General features: G+C 71.3%; 11 protein-coding genes. 3 read left to right on the top strand and 8 right to left on the bottom strand.

Features of this window, described 5'->3' with window-relative positions; translation table 11 throughout:
* Positions 1-235 precede the first annotated feature (235 nt).
* Both ACFYSC_RS27555 and ACFYSC_RS27550 read left to right on the top strand, forming a co-directional pair.
* Entirely contained in the window at positions 236-1480 is a 1245-nt protein-coding gene (locus tag ACFYSC_RS27555) for a cellulose binding domain-containing protein (RefSeq protein WP_389967497.1), read from the top strand.
* A 52-nt stretch (positions 1481-1532) separates the two neighbouring features.
* Positions 1533-3554 (top strand): family 43 glycosylhydrolase, encoded by a 2022-nt coding sequence (locus tag ACFYSC_RS27550; RefSeq protein ID WP_389967495.1) that lies wholly within the window; start codon positions 1533-1535, stop codon positions 3552-3554.
* Positions 3555-3705: 151 nt separating this feature from the next.
* Here the strand turns inward: ACFYSC_RS27550 and ACFYSC_RS27545 are convergent, their stop codons facing one another.
* The 6 genes from ACFYSC_RS27545 to ACFYSC_RS27520 form a co-directional block, all read right to left on the bottom strand.
* On the bottom strand, positions 3706-7215 hold the full coding sequence (locus tag ACFYSC_RS27545; protein WP_389967492.1) for a ThuA domain-containing protein: 3510 nt from the start codon (positions 7213-7215) through the stop codon (positions 3706-3708).
* A gap of 226 nt (positions 7216-7441) precedes the next feature.
* Positions 7442-8290: a sugar phosphate isomerase/epimerase family protein gene (locus ACFYSC_RS27540; RefSeq protein ID WP_389967489.1), complete on the bottom strand. Its 849-nt coding sequence runs from the start codon at positions 8288-8290 to the stop codon at positions 7442-7444.
* A complete protein-coding gene (locus ACFYSC_RS27535; protein WP_389967486.1) occupies positions 8272-9477 on the bottom strand; it encodes a substrate-binding domain-containing protein in 1206 nt (401 codons plus the stop codon). The genes ACFYSC_RS27540 and ACFYSC_RS27535 overlap by 19 nt, the downstream gene beginning before the upstream one ends.
* A 13-nt stretch (positions 9478-9490) precedes the next feature.
* The gene (locus tag ACFYSC_RS27530) at positions 9491-10423 is read right to left on the bottom strand and encodes an ABC transporter permease (RefSeq protein ID WP_389967483.1); all 933 of its coding nucleotides are present in this window, start codon (positions 10421-10423) and stop codon (positions 9491-9493) included.
* On the bottom strand, positions 10420-11421 hold the full coding sequence (locus tag ACFYSC_RS27525; protein ID WP_389967480.1) for an ABC transporter permease: 1002 nt from the start codon (positions 11419-11421) through the stop codon (positions 10420-10422). The genes ACFYSC_RS27530 and ACFYSC_RS27525 overlap by 4 nt, the downstream gene beginning before the upstream one ends.
* Positions 11418-12842 carry a sugar ABC transporter ATP-binding protein gene (locus ACFYSC_RS27520; protein WP_389967561.1) on the bottom strand — a complete coding sequence of 475 codons (1425 nt, stop codon included), beginning with the start codon at positions 12840-12842 and terminating at the stop codon, positions 11418-11420. Before ACFYSC_RS27520 ends, ACFYSC_RS27525 begins: the two co-directional genes overlap by 4 nt.
* 926 nt (positions 12843-13768) lie before the next feature.
* On the opposite strand from ACFYSC_RS27520, the gene ACFYSC_RS27515 reads away from it, so the two are divergent.
* Complete coding sequence (locus ACFYSC_RS27515; RefSeq protein ID WP_389967477.1) at positions 13769-15568, top strand: RICIN domain-containing protein; 1800 nt, start codon at positions 13769-13771, stop codon at positions 15566-15568.
* 107 nt (positions 15569-15675) lie between these two features.
* Here the strand turns inward: ACFYSC_RS27515 and ACFYSC_RS27510 are convergent, their stop codons facing one another.
* Both ACFYSC_RS27510 and ACFYSC_RS27505 read right to left on the bottom strand, forming a co-directional pair.
* Positions 15676-17397: an amylo-alpha-1,6-glucosidase gene (locus ACFYSC_RS27510; protein ID WP_389967474.1), complete on the bottom strand. Its 1722-nt coding sequence runs from the start codon at positions 17395-17397 to the stop codon at positions 15676-15678.
* Positions 17398-17499: 102 nt separating this feature from the next.
* Complete coding sequence (locus ACFYSC_RS27505; RefSeq protein WP_389967471.1) at positions 17500-18318, bottom strand: carbohydrate ABC transporter permease; 819 nt, start codon at positions 18316-18318, stop codon at positions 17500-17502.
* Positions 18319-18353: the final 35 nt, after the last annotated feature.

Raw genomic sequence — 18353 nt, 5'->3', positions numbered from 1 at the left:
CCCCTGACCGCGCGCACCCCCCCCTGCGGGCGGGCCCCCCCCCCCGCCGGGGGGCGCCCCCCCGACCCCCCGCGGCGGGGGGGGCGCCCCCCCCCGCCGGACGCGACGCGGATCACCGCGCGCCCCGCCGTACCACCCCGTGACCCGTGTGCGGCGGACAGGCCCGTGTCCCTGTCCGCCGCACACGTGAGCGACGACAACCCGTGACCCGTCCCCGCACCCCCCGGGAGCACCCATGAAGATCGCACGCCTCCGGCGCCTGACCGGCGCTGGAACCACCGTCACCGCCGGCGCGCCGGCTCCCGGCCGGGACGCCGCCGGCCGGACGGACCGGCCCCGCCGGAACGCGGAAGGAGGACCGGCCGCGCGGAGACGCCCGTGGACCGCGACGCTGTCGGCCGTGGCCCTGGCGGCGGCCGCGGTGCTGGGCTCGGTGACGGCCGCGGGCACCGCCGCCGCGGAGTCGAACGGCGGGGTGCGGGTCATGCCGCTGGGCGACTCGATCACCGAGGGCACCCAGGTGCCGGGCGGCTACCGGATCGGCCTGTGGCAGCGCCTGGCGGCCGGCCGCTACACGATCGACTTCGTCGGATCGCAGTACAACGGGCCGGGCAGTCTGGGCGACCACGACCACGAGGGACATCCCGGGTGGCGGATCGACCAGATCGACGCCAACATCAACGGCTGGCTGCGCACCTACACCCCCCGCACGGTGCTGCTGCACATCGGCACCAATGACATCCTGCAGAACTACAACGTCTCCTCGGCGCCGTCCCGGCTGTCGACGCTGATCGACCACATCACCGCGGCCGCGCCCAACGCGGAGGTGTTCGTCGCGACGATCATCCCGCTGTCGAACTCCGGCCAGGAGGCCGCCGCCCGCACCTTCAACGCCGCGGTCCCCGGGATCGTGCAGTCCAAGGTGAACAACGGCAAGCACGTCCACCTGGTCGACATGCACGCCAAGCTGACCACGGCCGACCTGATCGACGGCGTCCACCCCACCGCGACCGGCTACGACAAGATGGCCGCCGCCTGGTACCAGGCCCTGCAGTCGGTCCCCGGCAGCATCAGCCAGGGCCCCGGCCCGTCACCGAGCCCGTCGATCACCCCGACGATCACCCCGTCGCCCAGCGTCACCCCGACGCCCCCCGACGAGCCGGTCGCCTGCCGGGTCGGCACCACCGTCAACGCGTGGAACAACGGGCTGACCGAGAACCTCACCGTCACCAACACCGGAACCTCGGCGGTCAACGGCTGGTCCCTGGCCTTCACCCTCCCCGGCGGGCAGACCATCACCGGCGGCTGGAACGCCACCTACACCCCCGCCACCGGCCGCGTCACCGCGAAGAACGTCACCTACAACGGCTCCCTGGCGCCCGGAGCCTCCACCGAGATCGGCTTCCAGGCCACCCACACCGGCGACGCCGGCAAGGCCACCGCGTTCACCCTCAACGGAGCCCCCTGCACCACCTCCTGACGCATCGCCCGACGCCCCCTCGCGGGGATCCCCCACCTCCCAGGAGACATCAATGCGTTTCATCCGACATCGGCGCTGGCTCGCGGCCGCGATGGCCGCGGCGCTCGGCGCCCTCGGGATCGCGACGGCCGGCTCCTCCCAGGCCGCCGCGGGCTGCCGGGTCACCTACACCGTGACCAACGAGTGGTCCGGCGGTTTCGGAGCCAACGTCAGCATCACCAACCTCGGCGATCCGGTCAACGGCTGGAAGCTGACCTGGTCGTTCACCGCCGGGCAGACCGTCACCCAGCTGTGGAGCGGCACCCACACCCAGTCCGGCGCCCAGGTCACCGTGACCAACGCGGACTACAACGGCGCCATCCCCACCGGCGGCAGCGCGAGCTTCGGCTTCAACGGGAGCCAGAACGGCTCCAACCCGGTGCCGACGAACTTCGCGCTGAACGGCGTCGCCTGCGGCGGGACCGTCGACCCCTCGCCGAGCACCAGTCCGTCTACCGGGCCCTCCCCCAGCACCAGCCCGTCGACCGGCCCGAGCCCGTCGGCCACCCCCACGAGCGGGCCGTGGCCGCCGTCGTCGACCTACTCCAACCCCGTGCTGTGGGAGGACCTGGCCGACATCGACATCCTCCGGGTCGACGACACCTACTACTACTCGGCCTCCACGATGCACTACTCGCCCGGCGCGCCGATCCTGCGCTCCTACGACCTGGTCAACTGGGAGTACGCCGGCCACTCCGTGCCCAAGCTGGACTTCGGGTCGAAGTACGACATGAGCGGCGGGCGCGGGTACGTCAACGGCATCTGGGCGTCGTTCCTGAACTACCGGAAGAGCAACAAGACCTTCTACTGGGGCGGCTGCATCGACTTCAGCAAGACCTACATCTACACCGCCACCGCCGCGGAGGGCCCCTGGAACCGGCACACCACGATCAACAAGTGCTACTACGACGCCGGGCTGCTCGTCGATGACAACGACACGATGTACGTCGCCTACGGCAACACCCAGATCAGCGTGGCCCAGCTGTCGGCCGATGGCAAGACCGAGGTCCGCAGCCAGCAGGTGTTCTCCACGCCGTCCAGCGTTGGCACGCTGGAGGGGTCGCGGATGTACAAGCGCAACGGGTCCTACTACATCTTCCTGACCCGCCCGGCCAACGGCCAGTACGTGCTGAAGTCCACCAACGGCCCGTTCGGCCCGTACGAGATGCGCCAGGTGCTGCTCAACATGTCCGGCCCGGTCTCCGGTGGCGGCGTGCCGCACCAGGGCGGGCTGGTGCAGACCCAGAACGGCGCCTGGTACTACATGGCCTTCCAGGACGCCTACCCCGGCGGGCGGATCCCCGTACTGGCCCCGATCACCTGGACCTCCGACGGCTGGCCGACCGTGCAGACCGTGAACGGCGGCTGGGGCGGCTCCTACCCCTACCCGAACGTCCCGCGCCCGCCGCGGCAGGTGAAGTCGCCCACCGGGACCGACACCTTCACCGGCACCCAGCTCGGCCCGGAGTGGGAGTGGAACCACAACCCCGACACCACCAGGTACAGCGTCGGCAACGGGCTGCGGCTGCAGACCGCCACGGTGACCAACGACCTGTACTCGGCCCGCAACACCCTCACGCACCGCATCCTGGGCCCGTCGTCGACCGCGACGATCCAGCTGGACTACTCGGCCATGCGCGACGGTGACCGGAGCGGTCTGGCGATGCTCCGCGACTCGTCGGCCTGGATCGGCGTCAGACGCGACAACGGCCAGACCCGCCTGGTCGCGACCAACAACCTGACCATGAACGGCAGCTGGCAGACCACCTCCACCGGCACCGAGGTCGCCTCCACCGCGATCTCCGGCGGGCGGATCTGGCTGCGGGTCAACGCCGACATCCGGCCCGGCAGCGGCCGGCAGGCGAGGTTCTCCTACAGCACCGACGGGGTGAACTTCACCTCCTTCGGGCCGGCCTTCACGATGGGCAACGCCTGGCAGTTCTTCATGGGTTACCGTTACGCCGTCTTCAACTACGCCACCCAGGCACTCGGCGGCGCGGTCACCGTCAACCGGTTCGACCTGACCACACCCTGACCACGCCCCCTGACCATGCTCTGATCCACACGATCCACGACGGCCCCCCTGAGGCGCGCACCGCGCCTCAGGGGGGCCGTTCCATGCGAGGGCCCGGCGCCCCCGCGGACTTCGCGGGGGCGCCGGGCCCGGTCGTCGCGTCAGCGAGCGGTCAGGCTCGGGTCCACTTCTGGTTGTTTCCTCCGGTGCAGGTCCAGATGTTCACCCTGGTGCCGTTGGCCGTGCCGGAGCCGGAGACGTCCAGGCACTTGTTCGCGCCGACGGCGGTGATGCTGCCGTCGGAGTTGAGACGCCACTTCTGGTTGTTCTGGCCGTTGCAGTCCCAGATGGTGACCGCCGTGCCGTCGGCGGTGCCCGCTCCGGTCACGTCCAGGCACTTGTTGCCGTAGACCCGCAGCTCACCGGCGCTGGTCGAGGTCCACTTCTGGTTGTTCTGACCGTTGCAGTCCCAGATCTGCACCTGCGCGCCGTTGGACTGCGAGGCACCGCTGACGTCCAGGCACCGCCCCGAGGCGGTCCCCTTCAGCGCGCTCGTGTCCCCGGGGGACGTCGGCGTGGCCGACGGCGAGGGCGACGTGCCGTCGCCCTGCCCGACGCCCTTGCCGCCGAAGGTCAGGGAGTCGAGGTCGAACGCGTTCGCCGACGGCGCCTTGAACACGACGTAGAGGTCGCCGGTGCTGCCGGGGTTCGTGACCCGCACCGCGGGGAGGGACACGTAGTTGTTCCATCCCCCGGTCGACGGCACGGAGCTGGAGGCGACGAGCGTCCCGGTCGGCGAGCCGGCGTGCAGCTCGATGGACGCCCCGGTGGCGGACGGCGCCGACACGCGGAAGGACACCGTGTCGATCCCCGACAGGTTGACCGGCGTGTAGGAGATCCAGTCGTTGTTGGAGATGTCGCCGACGCGCCTGCCGCCCTCGGCTCCGGCCTCGTCGACGACCCGGACGCCGTTGGAGCCGTTGAAGTGCTCGGCCTGCTTGTGCTTGGGCTGCAGGGTGATGCCGGCGTTGCCCTTCAGGCCGTCCTTGTCGGTGTAGTCCGCGCCCAGGACGTAGTAGACGTTGGCCGCCTCGTCGTGGCCCGAGGCGGTCGTCGTGACCGTCCCGGAGCAGCCGGTGAACTGGCCGGTGTCGTGGGCGTGCTGGTCGTGGCCGAGCGCGGTGAACACGTTGACCTTGGAGCAGTCGACGGTGCCGTCCTCGGGGTCGGTGACGTTGACGGTGTAGGACACCTTGTCACCGAAGTCGATGAACCCGCCGTCCGGCGGAGCCGAGAAGACGACCTTGGGACGGGTGTTGCCGACGGCGATGGTCAGCGTGATACTTCCCGTCTTCCCGCTCGCGTCCCGCACGGTCAGCCTGGCGGTGTAGGTGCCGTTGGTGGTGTAGGTGTGGGACGGGTTGGCGGCGGTGGAGGTCCCGCCGTCGCCGAAGTCCCAGCTGTAGGTGATCGCGTCGCCGTCGGGGTCGGACGAGCCGGCCGAGGAGAATGCCACCGTCAGCGGCGCGGCGCCCGAGTCGGGGGTGGCGCTCGCCTTGGCCACGGGGGCGCGGTTCCCGGCCACGTAGTCGATGCGGTAGATGGCGTCGTCGGTGTTCGCGTGGCCGAAGCCGTTGCCCCAGTCGGCCATGTACAGCGCGCCGTCGGGGCCGAACTTCATGTCGATCGGCGCGTGCGGGGCGATGTTCGCCACGAACGGGTTGATCTTCAGGAGGTTGCCGGAGGAGTCGAGGCGCATCTCCTTGACGAAGTTGCGGCTCCATTCGTACAGGAAGGTCGCGCCGTCGAAGTACTGGGGGAACCTGCGGTCGGAGGCGCCGGCCGCGTCGTAGCGGTAGAACGGGCCGCCCATCGGGGCCGCGCCGCCGCAGCAGTTGATCTCGGGGAACTCGGCCGAGGCGTGGTAGTTGTACCACACGGTCGCGGGCTTGGCGGCCGGCAGGTTGGTCAGGCCGGTGTTGTTCGGCGAGTCGTTGACCGGCGCCGAGCAGTTGAACTTCGCCCCCGAGGTGTTGGTGGAGAAGTTGAAGTCGTTGAACGGGGTGTTGTTGCCGGTGCAGTACGGCCAGCCGTAGAAGCCGGGCTGCTTGATCAGGTTCCACTCGACCGTGCCCTCGGGGCCGCGGTTGGGGTTGGCGCTGCCCGCGTCCGGACCGTAGTCGCCCACCGAGAGCCAGCCGGTGACCTTGTCGACCGAGAAGCGGAACGCGTTGCGGAAGCCCATCGCGTAGATCTCGGGCCGCGTCTTGGCCGTGCCCGGCGCGAACATGTTGCCGGCCGGGATCGTGTAGGTGCCGTCGGACTCGGGGTGGATGCGCAGGATCTTGCCGCGCAGGTCGTTGGTGTTGGCCGCGGACCGCTGGGCGTCGTAGTGCTCCCGGCCCGGCCGCTCGTCGATCGGGGCGTAGCCGCTGGAGGCGTTGGGGTTGGTGTCGTCGCCCGGGGCGATGTACAGGTTGCCGCCCGGCCCGAACGTGATGTAGCCCCCGGTGTGACCGGGCTCGTCGACGTTGCGGAACGCCGGAACCTCGATGAGCTTCTTCTCGCTCCCCATGTCGAGGCTGGTGCCGTTGAAGGTGAACCGGGAGACCCGGTTCACCTCGCCGCCGTTCGACGGCGAGTAGTTGAGGTAGATCCAGCCGTTGGCGGCGAAGTTCGGGTCCAGTGCCAGCCCGATCCCGCCGTCCTCACCGCCGTCGTACACCGAAAGGGTGCCGATGACGCGCGTGCCCCCGCCGTTCGCGGGGATCATGTTCACCTTGCCCGAGCGCGAGATGTAGAAGACCCTGCCGTCGGCGGCCACGTCCAGCTCCATCGGCTGGTCCGGCGCGCCGTCGAGGGTGACCTTCTGGAAACGGGCCGAGACGGTGCCGCCGCAGTCGCCGGGCTCCGCGCCCGCCGCCCACTTCACCGCGCCCAGCAGGTGCTGCTTGAACTGCGCCTCGGAGTAGGAGGACGCGTTGTGGCCCATCGCGGTGGCCCAGACACGGCCGCCCTCCGGGTTGTGGCACCAGGAGATCGGGTGGTCGGCGCCCATCTTGTTGGGGCCCGCGTCGTAGGTGGTCTCGTCCGCGGTCACCAGCACGTGCACCGAGCCGCGCATGTTCTTGTCGAAGTTGTACCACTCCTCCGTACGGGTCCACCGGTCCGGCAGGCCCTTGGTCGAGGGGTGGACCTTGTCGGCGACCTTGGCGGTGCCCTGAACGATCGAGGAGTGCTGCGTCATGTGGGCGCCGGCGAGCACGGTCTGGTCCCACCACGGGAACTGCGACTCGATGTTCATGTCGACGGCGTTGTGGATCGCCACGACGCCGTGGCCGCTGCGCACGTAGGCCTGCATGGCCTGGCGCTGGGCGTCGTTGTCCCACACCATGCCCGAGGTCTGGAGCATGATCACCGCGTCGTAGGTGTTGAGGTTCGACGTGGTGAAGACGGCGGAGTTCTCACTCTGGTCGAGCTGGAAGTTGTTGTCGGCCGCAAGCTGCTGGAACATCGAGATGCCGGCGGCGATGGAGTCGTGCCGGTAGGCGCCGCTCGCGGTCTTGCTGAACAGCAGCACCTTGAACTGTGGCGCCGCCGCGTGTGCCACCAGTGGCACCGCGGACAGCAGGAGCCCCAGCATGGCCGCGGCCAGTGCGGGGAGCAGGTGTGATCTTCGCATGAAGGATCTCCTGGGGGTTACCGGGGACGGTCGGAGTCGGAAAGGGAGGCGAAGGCGTGGGTCGTACCGGCCCGGAGGGGGCGCCGGTCAGACCGGAAGGGCGGATCAGGTCATGAAGATCTGTCAAGTCGCGGAAGATGATCAGGTCATGGGAGCCAATCGGGTCGGGGGGCCGGTCAGGTCGGGGGGCCGGCCCGCAGGGGGCCGGCCCGATCGGGAAGGACGGTCAGGTCGTGAGGGCGCGGAGGAAGGCGAGCCCCTCGGTGGCGAGGGCGTCCTGGCTCGGGGCGAGGGGACGCCAGACGGATGCGGCGGTGGCGATGGTCCTGTTGTCGGCGGTGAAGGACTCGATCACGAGCGGTCCGGTGTAGCCGGCGTCACGCACGGCCACGGTGAAGCCCGGCCAGTCGAAGTGGTCGGAGCCGGGCGCGCCGCGGTCGGTCCCGCTCGCCTGGATGTGGGCGATCCTGGCGCCCGCCAGGCGGACGGCCCCCAGGGGGTCCTTCTCCTCGATGTTCAGGTGGTAGGTGTCGAGGGCGAGCCCGCATTCCTCGGGGAGGGCCTCGAGCGCCTGCTCGACGGTGTTGACGACGCTGGTCTCGTACCGGTTGAGCGGTTCGACGCCGATCCTGATCCCGCGTTCGGCCGCGTACGCGACGACCGGTTTCAGGTTCTCCCTCAGCTCGGCGTAGATCGAGCGCCGCTCGTCCGGGCTCATCCGCCAGGCCCGGCCGACGGAGGCGTACGCGGGCCCGCTGACCGCCGGCGCGCCGACGGTCACCGCCACGTCCACGCAGTGCCGCAGGTAGTCCTGGGTGTCCTGGACGGTCCGCGGCGAGGCGCCGACCAGTTCCCGTCCCGGCGGCATCGTGAGCACGACCGACGCGCGGAGCCCGAGCCCGTCCAGGAGGGCCGCCGCCCTCCCGGGGTCCCAGTCGCCGGGCCGCTCGACCGGCAGCTCGGCGACGTCGAAACCCCATTCCGCGATCCGCGGCGCGAGGGCGGCCAGGGACTCGTCGGTGAGCGGCGAGACCCAGACCCAGGTGTTGACCCCGATCACGAGGTGCCGCCCCATTTGCCGGGGTAGCCGGGCAGGTCCTCGCAGCCGCACAGGGCGTAGTGCAGGGGTGGCATGCCGGGCTTGAGGTAGGCGGCGAGGTTCTCCTGGGTGATCACGGGCTGCGGCAGGTTCCAGACCTTGGGCACCTGCTCGCCCTTGAGGATCTTCAGTGCCGCGATGACCGGCGTGCGCCACTGGTAGGTCGGGTAGGTCGGGGCGATCGCGGTCAGCTTCGCGTCACTCCACTTCTTCAGGAAGTCCTGCTGGTCCTCCCCGTTGATCGGCGGCACCGGCTGCCCGGCGTCCTCGAACGCCTCCACCGCCGCGACGGCGGTGGCGCCCGAGTCCATCCACAGGCCGTCGATCTTCCCGTGGCGCTGGATGTAGTCGCTGACGATGCTCTTGGTCTTGGCGGCGTCGCCGTCGGTGAACTCCGCGCCGACGACCTTGAGGTCGCTCTTGTCGAAGACCACCTTCGCCGCCGACCAGCGGGTCTCCAGGACGTCCACGCCGGGTGAGATGCGCAGCGCCAGGACCTTCCCGCCCGCGGGCACCTTCTCGACGAGGAACTCGGCGGCCGCGGCGCCGAAGGCGTAGCCGCCGATCGGCTTGATGAACGTGACCGGGCAGTCGGTCTGGACACCCCGGTCGAACACGATGACCGGCACCTTCGGGCAGGCCCCGGCCACGGCGGGCGTCAGCGTGGCCGTGGTGTTGGGCGAGACGATCAGCGCGTCACAGCCCTTGGTCTGCAGCTCGGCGATGTCGGAGATCTGCTTGTCGTCCTTGCCCTCGGCGTCCAGGGCGGTGAAGCGGGTGATCTCCTTGTGCAGGGCGACCTCCGCCTGCATGGTCTTCCAGCCGACCTGCCGCCAGGGGTTGTCGACCGCGGCGTTGGAGAAGCACAGGTGGTACGGGCCCGCCTTCCTGTACTCGGCGGTGTCGACGGGCTTCGGGTCGATGCTCTGCTCCCACGGCCTGCCGGCCGGGCCGTCCGGCCGGGCTTCGCGCATCGCCATCTGGGCGTCGTAGTCGGCCTGCACGAAGAACTTCGACTGGGCGCCGGTGCCGCTGTCCTCCGATCCGGCCGACGCCGCGGCGGAGGTCGCGGGCGCGGGCTTGTCGCTGGTGCACGAGACCGCCGACAGCGTCAGTACGGCCAGCGCGGCGGTGGCGAGGAGCCGCCGCGGATATGTGAGCATGGTCTTCCTTCCATCACGGGGCGGCCGCGGCTCTTGCGCGCGGGAAGCGCACGGCTCCCAGCGCCACCGCGGCGATGATGATCACGCCCTGTACGGCCGGCTCCAGCGCCCCCGAGATGCCGTACAGGTTGAGCAGGGTGAACAGCGCCTCCAGGGTGAAGGCGCCCGCCATCGCGGCGACCACGGAGCCGCGGCCGCCGCCGAGGGCCACGCCGCCGAGCACGACGGCGGTGATGGCCTGGAACTCCAGCCCCTGGCCGACCTGGGCGGACACCCCTGCGAAGCCACCGAGCAGGACCGCGGCGACCGCCGCGGACAGCCCGGAGATCATGAACGCCGCGGTCCGCACCCGGGCGACGCGGACGCCGGACAGGGCGGCGGCCCGGTCGTTGTCGCCGGCCGCGACCAGCGTGTGGCCGAACCCGGCGCGCATCGCGGAGACGGCGGCGGCGGTCACCGCGACGAGGATCAGGACCGCCCAGGGCACCGGACCCAGGCTCCCCCGGCCCAGCTCGCGGAACTCCGGGGACAGGGCGCCGCGGGGCGCGCCGCCCGTCCAGAGGAACACCGCGCCGGACAGGATCAGCAGCATGCCGAGCGTCGTGATGAACGACGGGACCCGCAGCCGGGTGGTGACGGTCCCGTTGACCAGCCCGACGAGCGGTCCGAGAGCGAGCAGCAGGGCCAGCACGGGCCAGGTCGCCTCCGCGGAGCCGTCGATGAGCCGGGCGGCGATCACCACCTCGGCGGTGACGAGGGAGCCGACCGACAGGTCGAACTCGCCGGACACGATGACGAAGTACTGCCCGGTCGCGAGGATCACCAGCGGAGCGGCCCGCTTGACGAAGGCGAGGAGGGCGGGCGGCTCCAGGAAGTACGGGTTGACGGCCGCGATGGCGATCAGCAGTCCGGCCAGCACCACGAGGATCGGCAGCGCTCGTCTCATCCGTTCCGCCTCCTGCGGGCGTAGACGGCCAGGGCGGCCACCAGGACCACGCCCCGTACGACGTCCTTGGCGAAGGAGTTGACCTGGAGCTGGTTGAAGATGCTGTCGAGGACGGCCAGGAGCAGGACTCCGCCGACGGTCCCGCCGACCCCGCCGCGGCCTCCGGCCAGGGCCGTCCCGCCGAGTACGACCGCGGCGATCGACTCCAGGTCGTATCCGCCGTCGGTTCCCACCGTCGGCGCGCCGGCTCCGAGCCGCGAGGCGAGCAGCAGCCCGGCGATCCCGGCGCAGACGGAGCAGAGCACGTGGGCGGTGACCACGACCCGCCCGGTGCGGATCCCGGAGAGCCGGGCGACCTCGGAGTCCCCGCCCACCGCGTAGATCCGGTACCCCGGGCGGGTGCGGGTCAGCAGGAACCACGCGGCCGCCGCCACCGCGGCCCACAGCAGCGCCGACACCGGCAGCGGCCCGATCCGGTCGTATCCGAGGTGCTGGAAGGACGCGGGCACGCTGCCCGCCGGGCCGTCGTACCGCTCGTCGAGCGCCCCGCGGATGATCAGCGCGATCCCGAGCGTGGCGATGAAGGCGTGTACCCGGAGGCGGGTGACGATCAGGCCGTTCACCAGGCCGGTGAGCGCGCTCACCGCCAGCACCGCGGCGACCGCGGGCAGCACGTTCGCGTCGCCTCCGGCCATGATCTCGGCCGCGACGAGCGAGGTCAGGCTGATCAGGTAGGCCACGGAGAGGTCCAGGCTGCCGGCCAGGATCACCAGGGTCTGACCGACCGCGACGATGCCCAGCGCCGCCGACCGCTGCTGGATGCCGACGATGTTCTCCTGGCTGAGGAAGTGCTCGCCGTCCAGGGCGAACAGCAGCCAGCCCAGCACGATGAGCAGGGCCAGCGCCAGGTAGACGGCGCGCGCGGGCCAGTCGGCGGACAGCCGCCGGAGGAAGGAGCCCGCGGCCGGGACGGGCCGGAGCTTCAGCTGCTGGGTCATGACGCGGCCGCCAGGCGCATCACGGCCTCCTCGGTGGAGCCGGCGGGCAGCTCTCCGGCGACGCGGCCGTCGCGCAGCACCACGATGCGGTCGCTCATGCCGATGAGTTCGGGAAGCTCGGAGGAGATCATCAGGACCGCCGTGCCGTCGCGGGCGAGTTCGCGCATCAGGTCGTGGATGGCGGCCTTGGCGCCCACGTCGACGCCGCGGGTGGGTTCGTCGAACAGCAGGACCCGCGGGGCGACCGTCATCCATTTGGCCAGCACGACCTTCTGCTGGTTGCCGCCGGACAGCAGCCGGACCTCCTGGGCGGGCCGGGGCGGGCGCAGGCGCACCCGTTCCAGCAGCTCCTCGATCCCGGGGCCGCGCTTCCGGGTGGCGCGGGCCACGAGCAGGGCGTTGTCGCGCACCCGCTGGTTCAGCAGGAGTCCTTCGGCCTTGCGGTCCTCGGTGACCAGGCCGATGCCCGCGGCGATGCCCTCGCGGACGGAACGGGGGAGGCGGGGCGTCATCTCGCCGTGGGTGAAGGGGTCGGCGCCGAACAGCGCCCTGGCCAGCTCGGTGCGGCCGGAGCCCTGCAGCCCGGCCAGGCCGACGATCTCGCCCGCGCGCAGGTCGAGGTCGATGCCGTGCAGCCTGGCGTTGCCGCCGCCGCGCACGCTCAGCATCACCTCCCCGGGGGGCTCCGCGGCCCGGGGCGGGTAGTAGGAGTCCAGTTCCCGGCCGACCATCAGCCGGACCAGGGTCGGGGTGTCCAGACCGGCGGCCTCCGCGGTGGTGACCCGGGCGCCGTCCTTGAGCACGGTGATCCGGTCGGCCAGCTCGAAGACCTCACGGAGCCGGTGTGAGATGTACAGGACCGCGATGCCGCGTCCGGTGAGCCTCCGCACCAGCGTGTACAGCAGTTCGACCTCGTGGTCGGCCAGGGCGGCGGTCGGCTCGTCCATCACCACGATCCGGGCGTTCAGTGACAGCGCCTTGGCGATCTCGACGACCTGCTGCCGCGCGACGGAGAGCCGCCGGACGGGATCACGCGGCCCGAACGACTCCTCGCCGAGCGACCTCAGCAGCTCACCGGTCGCCGACTCCATCGCGGCGCGGTCGACCAGTCCCCGCCGGACGGGCTCACGGCCGAGGAAGACGTTCTCGGCCACCGTCCGCTCGGGGAGCAGGGTGAGCTCCTGGTAGATGATCGCCACTCCGGCCCGCTGCGCCTCGACCGGGTGCCGGAACGCCATGTTCCGGCCGTCGATCTCGATCGTCCCCTCGTCCGGGGGGTGGACCCCGGCGAGGATCTTCATCAGCGTCGACTTGCCCGCGCCGTTCTCCCCCACGACCGCGTGGACCTCACCGGCGGAGACCTCCAGGTCGACTCCGCCGAGGACCCTGACTCCCAGGAAGCTCTTGCCGATCCCGGTCATCCTCAGCACGCGGGCCGCCCATCGAGCCGGCCGGCCGCGACGGTGGGGCCTGCCGGGGCGGATCTCCGGGCCGTGCGGGGTGAGCGGTCATGCACCGAGATCTCCTAATGGGGGCGGGAGCGTGGGCGGGGCACGCGGTTCACCCGGCCGGTCTCCGGCGAGCGCGCCGTGATCACCGGGGCGGCGCGGCCGGCGCGCACTCCTCCCGGCGGACGGCACGTGGCACGGTGGACGAAGGACCTGAACATACGATGATTTCGAACCGATTCGGGATGAAAATAGGCCCACCTATCATGGGTGTCAAGCATTCCCATCCGCCAGTAGGGATACGGTCCCTCCGCCCGGCCGGACAGGGGTTTTCCCTCTTCCATCGGTGATCCGCATGTCACGGTCGAGCCGGGCCCGCCTCGTCGATTCCGGCATACCGGACCCCTGGGGACGATGAGTGGGTACATTCGCGTTAACAGATGTGTCATAAACATGAAACTTTCACGACCCGTATCCGCCGGATCGCGCGGACATCCGGAATCCGGTGGCCGACGGCCCGGAGCCGCCGGGGCCCGGCGGACGACCGCCGGAGGCGGAGATCCGTCGCGCATCGCCACGTACCGGCCGGGTGAAACACGGTGTTCATGCCGGGGACACGCACCATTGACATCCCCCGTTGACGAGACCTACCCTTCAGGCGAATCGATTCGATAAGAGATTCCCCAGGCCGGAGAGACGACCGGCCCACCGATCCGACGCCGCGCACACGCGGGTGCGCGAGCGGAACCGGACGTCACACGCGCGACACCATCGGCGACGCCGCCGTGCCGGGACACCGTACGGCGGCGCCCTCCGTCCCCGGGGCCTCAGCCGGGCGGTCTCCGGCGGGCCACCGCCGGCGCCGGCTCCCCCACCCCCCACCGTCCAAGGAGTCATGAGTGGAAACGAAAGGCAAGAGGCGGCGCACAGGCCGCCGCGGGATCGCCACGCTGTTCGCCCTCGGTGCGCTCGTCGCCGGAACCGTCCTCGCGGCGGTGACGCCGGCCCAGGCCGCGGACGAGTCGATCAGCGTGAACTTCTCCTCCGCGGGCGGCTCGCCGACCCACCGGGCCTCAGGATGGATCTACGGCATGACCGAGAACGGGGCCAATCCCCCGGACAACTACTTCACCGACGTGAAGTTCCGGTACATGCGGGCCGGAGGGGCGCAGCTCGACGGCCCCGGCGGCTGGGTGTCGGGCAAGTACGACCGCCGCTGGAACGCCACCCGCGCCCAGTTGCTGCGCACCCGCTCCCTGGGCGGCGAGTTCGTCCTGCTCGTCCACGACCTGTGGGGCGCCGACGGCTACCCGATCTCGCGCTTCCCCGGCGACAACGGCGACTGGAGCGACTACGACGCCTTCCTCACCCGTCTCGTCAACGACGTCCGCGCCACCGGGGCCCCCGTCCAGTGGGACCTGTGGAACGAGCCCAACATCACCCTGTTCTGGAACCGCCCCATCTCCCAGTACCTGGAGATGTGGAAGCGCGCCTACCAGCGCATCCGCACGGCGTTCCCGTCCCACCTGATCGTCGGCCCCAGCTGCGCCTGCGTGCCGTCCAACGGCGGCTTCTGGACCCAGTACCTCGACTACGTCAAGGCGAACAACGTCGTCCCCGACATCTTCAGCTGGCACTCCCTGCCCGGTGACCCGGTCGCCAACGTCGCCACCGCCGACTCGACCCTCGGCTCCCGCGGCATCCCGCACCCGCGCCCGTACCAGATCAACGAGTACGGCGCCTCCAACGAGCAGAACCCCGGCGACGGCGCCTGGTACATCTCCCGCCTGGAGAGGGCCGGCGCCGACGGCCTGCGCGCCAACTGGGCCGGCGGCGGCAATCTGCACAACGACCTGGCCAACCTGCTCACCCGCGACTCCTCCGGGCAGTACCGGCCCAAGGGCGAGTGGTGGGTCTACCGCTTCTACGGCTCCCAGACCGGGCAGATCGCCTCCGTCACCCCCAGTTCCGGCTATGACGCGTTCGCGACCAAGGCGAGCGGGGAGGCGAGGATCCTGGTCGGCGGCGGCCGCACGACCGGCAACCTCGCGGTCGGCCTGCAGCGCCTGGACACCGTCGAGGGCCTGGTGCAGAACAACCAGGTGCGGGTGGTGACCGAGCGCATCCCGTACAACGGCGGAGGGGCCGTCGCCGGTCCGGTGACCGTGCAGAACACCGTGGTGACGCTGTCGGGCAACGGCACGGCGGTGAACCTGCCGAACAACGCCGTCGACGACGCCTTCACCGTCACGCTGCTGCCCCCGGGCACCCCGGGGCCCACGCCGACGGCCACCCCCACGGTCGACCCGCCGGCGGGCGGCGCGCTCAAGGGCGTGGGCTCGGGCCGGTGCCTGGACGTCAGCGGTGCCTCGCAGTCCAACGGCGCGCAGGTGCAGATCTGGGACTGCAACGGTCAGGCCAACCAGAAGTGGGCCACCACCGGCGCCGGTGAGCTGCGGGTCTACGGCGGCAAGTGCCTGGACGTGAGCGGAGCCGGCACCGCCGACGGCACCGCGGTCACCATCTGGGACTGCAACGGCCAGAACAACCAGAAGTGGCGCCTCAACACCGACGGCAGCATCACCGCCGTCGGCGCGAACAAGTGCCTCGACGTCTCCGGCTACGGCACCGCCAACGGCACCAAGGTCCACATCTGGACCTGCCACGGCGGCACCAACCAGAAATGGACCCGGGTCTGACCCTCGGTGAAGGACCCCGCCGGGGCGGACGGCCGTCCCGGCGGGGTCACCGCCGCCCGCTTCCCCTGGCGGGCGGCGGCGTCACGGGCCACACAGCGCCCACAGGGTCACACCGTGGCGGCCGCGACCGGCCCCTCCCGGCGCTCGTGGGCGGCGGCGAGGATGAGATAGGCGCTGGCGGTCCAGGTGTAGGCGCGGTCACGCAGCCCCGCGCCGCTGCGGGCGTCGAAGTTCTCCGCGAACCCGGACCTCTCGCACAGACCGCGGAAGCGGGCGCTGATCTCGTCGGCCAGGACCGGGTATCCGGCGCGGCGCAGGCCGTCCTCCACCAGCACGGTGGAAGGCGCCCAGATCGGGCCGCGCCAGTAGCCGTCGGCCCGGTAGTGGGGTGAGACGGGGAGTTCGGTGGCCAGCCCGAACTCGGTGAGGTGCGCCTCGATGCGGGCGGCCAGCGACGCGCGGACGGGTTGCGGCAGTTCCTCCCCCAGCACGATCGGCATCAGGTCGAGCAGGCTCGAACCGGACCACGTGCGGCCGGTGCGGGGGCTCCTGGCGACGAACCCGTCGCCGTCCCACAGCTCGGCCAGCAGCGCCCGGAGCATGCGGTCGGCCCCCCGGTCCCAGGCGGCGGCCGCGTCCGGGAGGCGGAGCTCGGCGGCCAGGCGGGCGAGCTCGCGCATCTGGAGGACGAGGAAGGCCGCCAGGTCCGCGGTCTCGACGACGCGCTCGGGGTCGAAGGTGGTGGCGTTGTCCCAGCCGCTGTCGTTGCCGTGCTGGTAGTGGGCGAACTCGTGGCCGGGGACGCGCCGGCGGGTCAGCCAGAAGGAGGTCCACCGCTCCAGCAGCGGGTACACCTCGGCGGCCCCGCCGTCACGCAGCGGGCGCAGCCGCGAGAGGGCCCAGCCGTGGATGGGGGGCTTGACGAAGTTGTACAGGATCTCCGAATGCGTGACCGAGTCGGGGAGCGCCCCGGTGGCGTCCTGGTGGTCGAACACCAGCCGGAACTGGTCCCACGCCAGCTCCGGCAGCCCGTCCGCGAGGGCCATGGCGTTGAAGCAGTGGTCCCAGCTCCAGACCTTGTCCATCCAGTGCTTGGACATCAGCACCGCGGGCCTGGCGACGAACCCGGCCGGGCGGACCGTGGCCGACCACAGGACGTAGGCGGCCAGCTCGGCGGCGGGCGTCCGGTCGCTGCGCCAGGGCGCCACCGCGTCCCGGAACGACGCGAAGTCGGCCCGCGCGGCCGCGGCCACCCGCTCGAAGCCGGCCCCGCCGTGGTAGGGGGCGCGGGCGGTCTCGTACTCCTCGACGGCGATCTCCCACGGCTCGTCGCCGCCGAGCGCGACGCCGCGCTCGGCGGTGCCGAGCACCTGCTCGCCGTACGGCTCGGCCCGCCCGGCGAGGAGGGTGATCCGGTAGCGGCGGCCGGTCTGGTACACGGTGAGGACCCACGAGCCGTCGCCGGGATCGGCGTAGAAGTACGGTCCGCTGAACGGCGTCAGGACCGGATCGGCCGCCACGAACCGCATCCCCAGTCCCCGGCCGCGTACCCGTACGGTGTCGGGGGTCTCGTAGGCGAGGTCGATCCGCCCGCCGTCGTGGGTCCAGGTGAGCGTGTACGGGGTGGCCGACAGGCCGGTCCCGGCGCGGTCCCCGCCGGCGGTGGGGACCAGCCGCAGGATCGGGTGCATTCCGGTCTGGTGCGACACCAGGTGGACATCGGGCGCGTGGGTGTTCTCCGCGATCACCGGGGAGAAGTCGAACCACGATCCGCGGAAGCTGAACGGGATCTCCCGGAGGGAGAACACCGGGCCTGCGGCGACGGTCATGAAGGACGGGTCCCTTCTGTCGGGGAGGAGGGCCGGGCCGGCTCGCCGGGGCCCGTCCCCGGGGATCCCTCGCCGTGGCGAGGGATCCCCGGGGACGGGCCCCTAGTGCTTCACCGCTCCGGCGGTGACGCCCGCGGCGACGTAACGCTGGGCGATGACGAGCAGCACGGCGGCGGGAACGGAGGCGACCACGGCGGTGGCCATGATGGCGTTCCACTCCTGGTTGTTGTTGCCGATGTAGTGGTAGATGCCGAGCGTGATCGGCTGGTACGCGCCGCCCTGGTCGAGGGTGGAGGCGAACACGAAGTCCGACCAGGACCACAGGAACGCGAACAGCGACGCGGTGATGACCGAGTTGCGGCTGACCGGCAGGACCACCGACCAGAAGGTCCGCAGGGAACCGGCTCCGTCGACCCGGGCCGCCTGCAGCAGCTCCTCGGGGATGCCGGACATGAACGCGGTGAGGATCAGGACCGCGAACGGCACCGCGAGCGTCGAGTCCGCCACGATCAGCCCGGGGATCGTGTTGAGCACGCCCAGGTTGAGGAAGACGGCGTAGAACCCCATCGCCATGATGATCCCCGGGATCATCTGCGCGATCAGCAGCAGGAAGCTCAAGGCCACGCCGCCCCTCGGGCGCAGCTTCGCCAGCGCGTAGCCGGCCGGCGCCGCGACCAGCAGCGTGAGGGCGACCGTGCCCAGCCCCACGACCAGGCTGACCCCCAGGTACGGCAGCTGCCGGTCGAGCACCGACCGGTAGCCCTCCAGCGTGCCGTCCAGGGGGAGGAGGGCGGGCGGGCTCCTGCGCATGTCCTGTTCCCGGGTGAGGGACACGTTGACCATCCAGTAGACCGGGAACAGCATCACGCCGGTCAGCGCCAGCCCGGCCGCGGTCTTCCACCGGGCGCGTACGGCGCTCATCGGACCCTCCCTCCTGACCGGCGGGACCCGGATGC

Source organism: Streptosporangium sp. NPDC004379 (assembly GCF_042873875.1).
GTDB lineage: Bacteria > Actinomycetota > Actinomycetes > Streptosporangiales > Streptosporangiaceae > Streptosporangium.
This window is presented reverse-complemented; position numbering and strand designations above follow the sequence as displayed.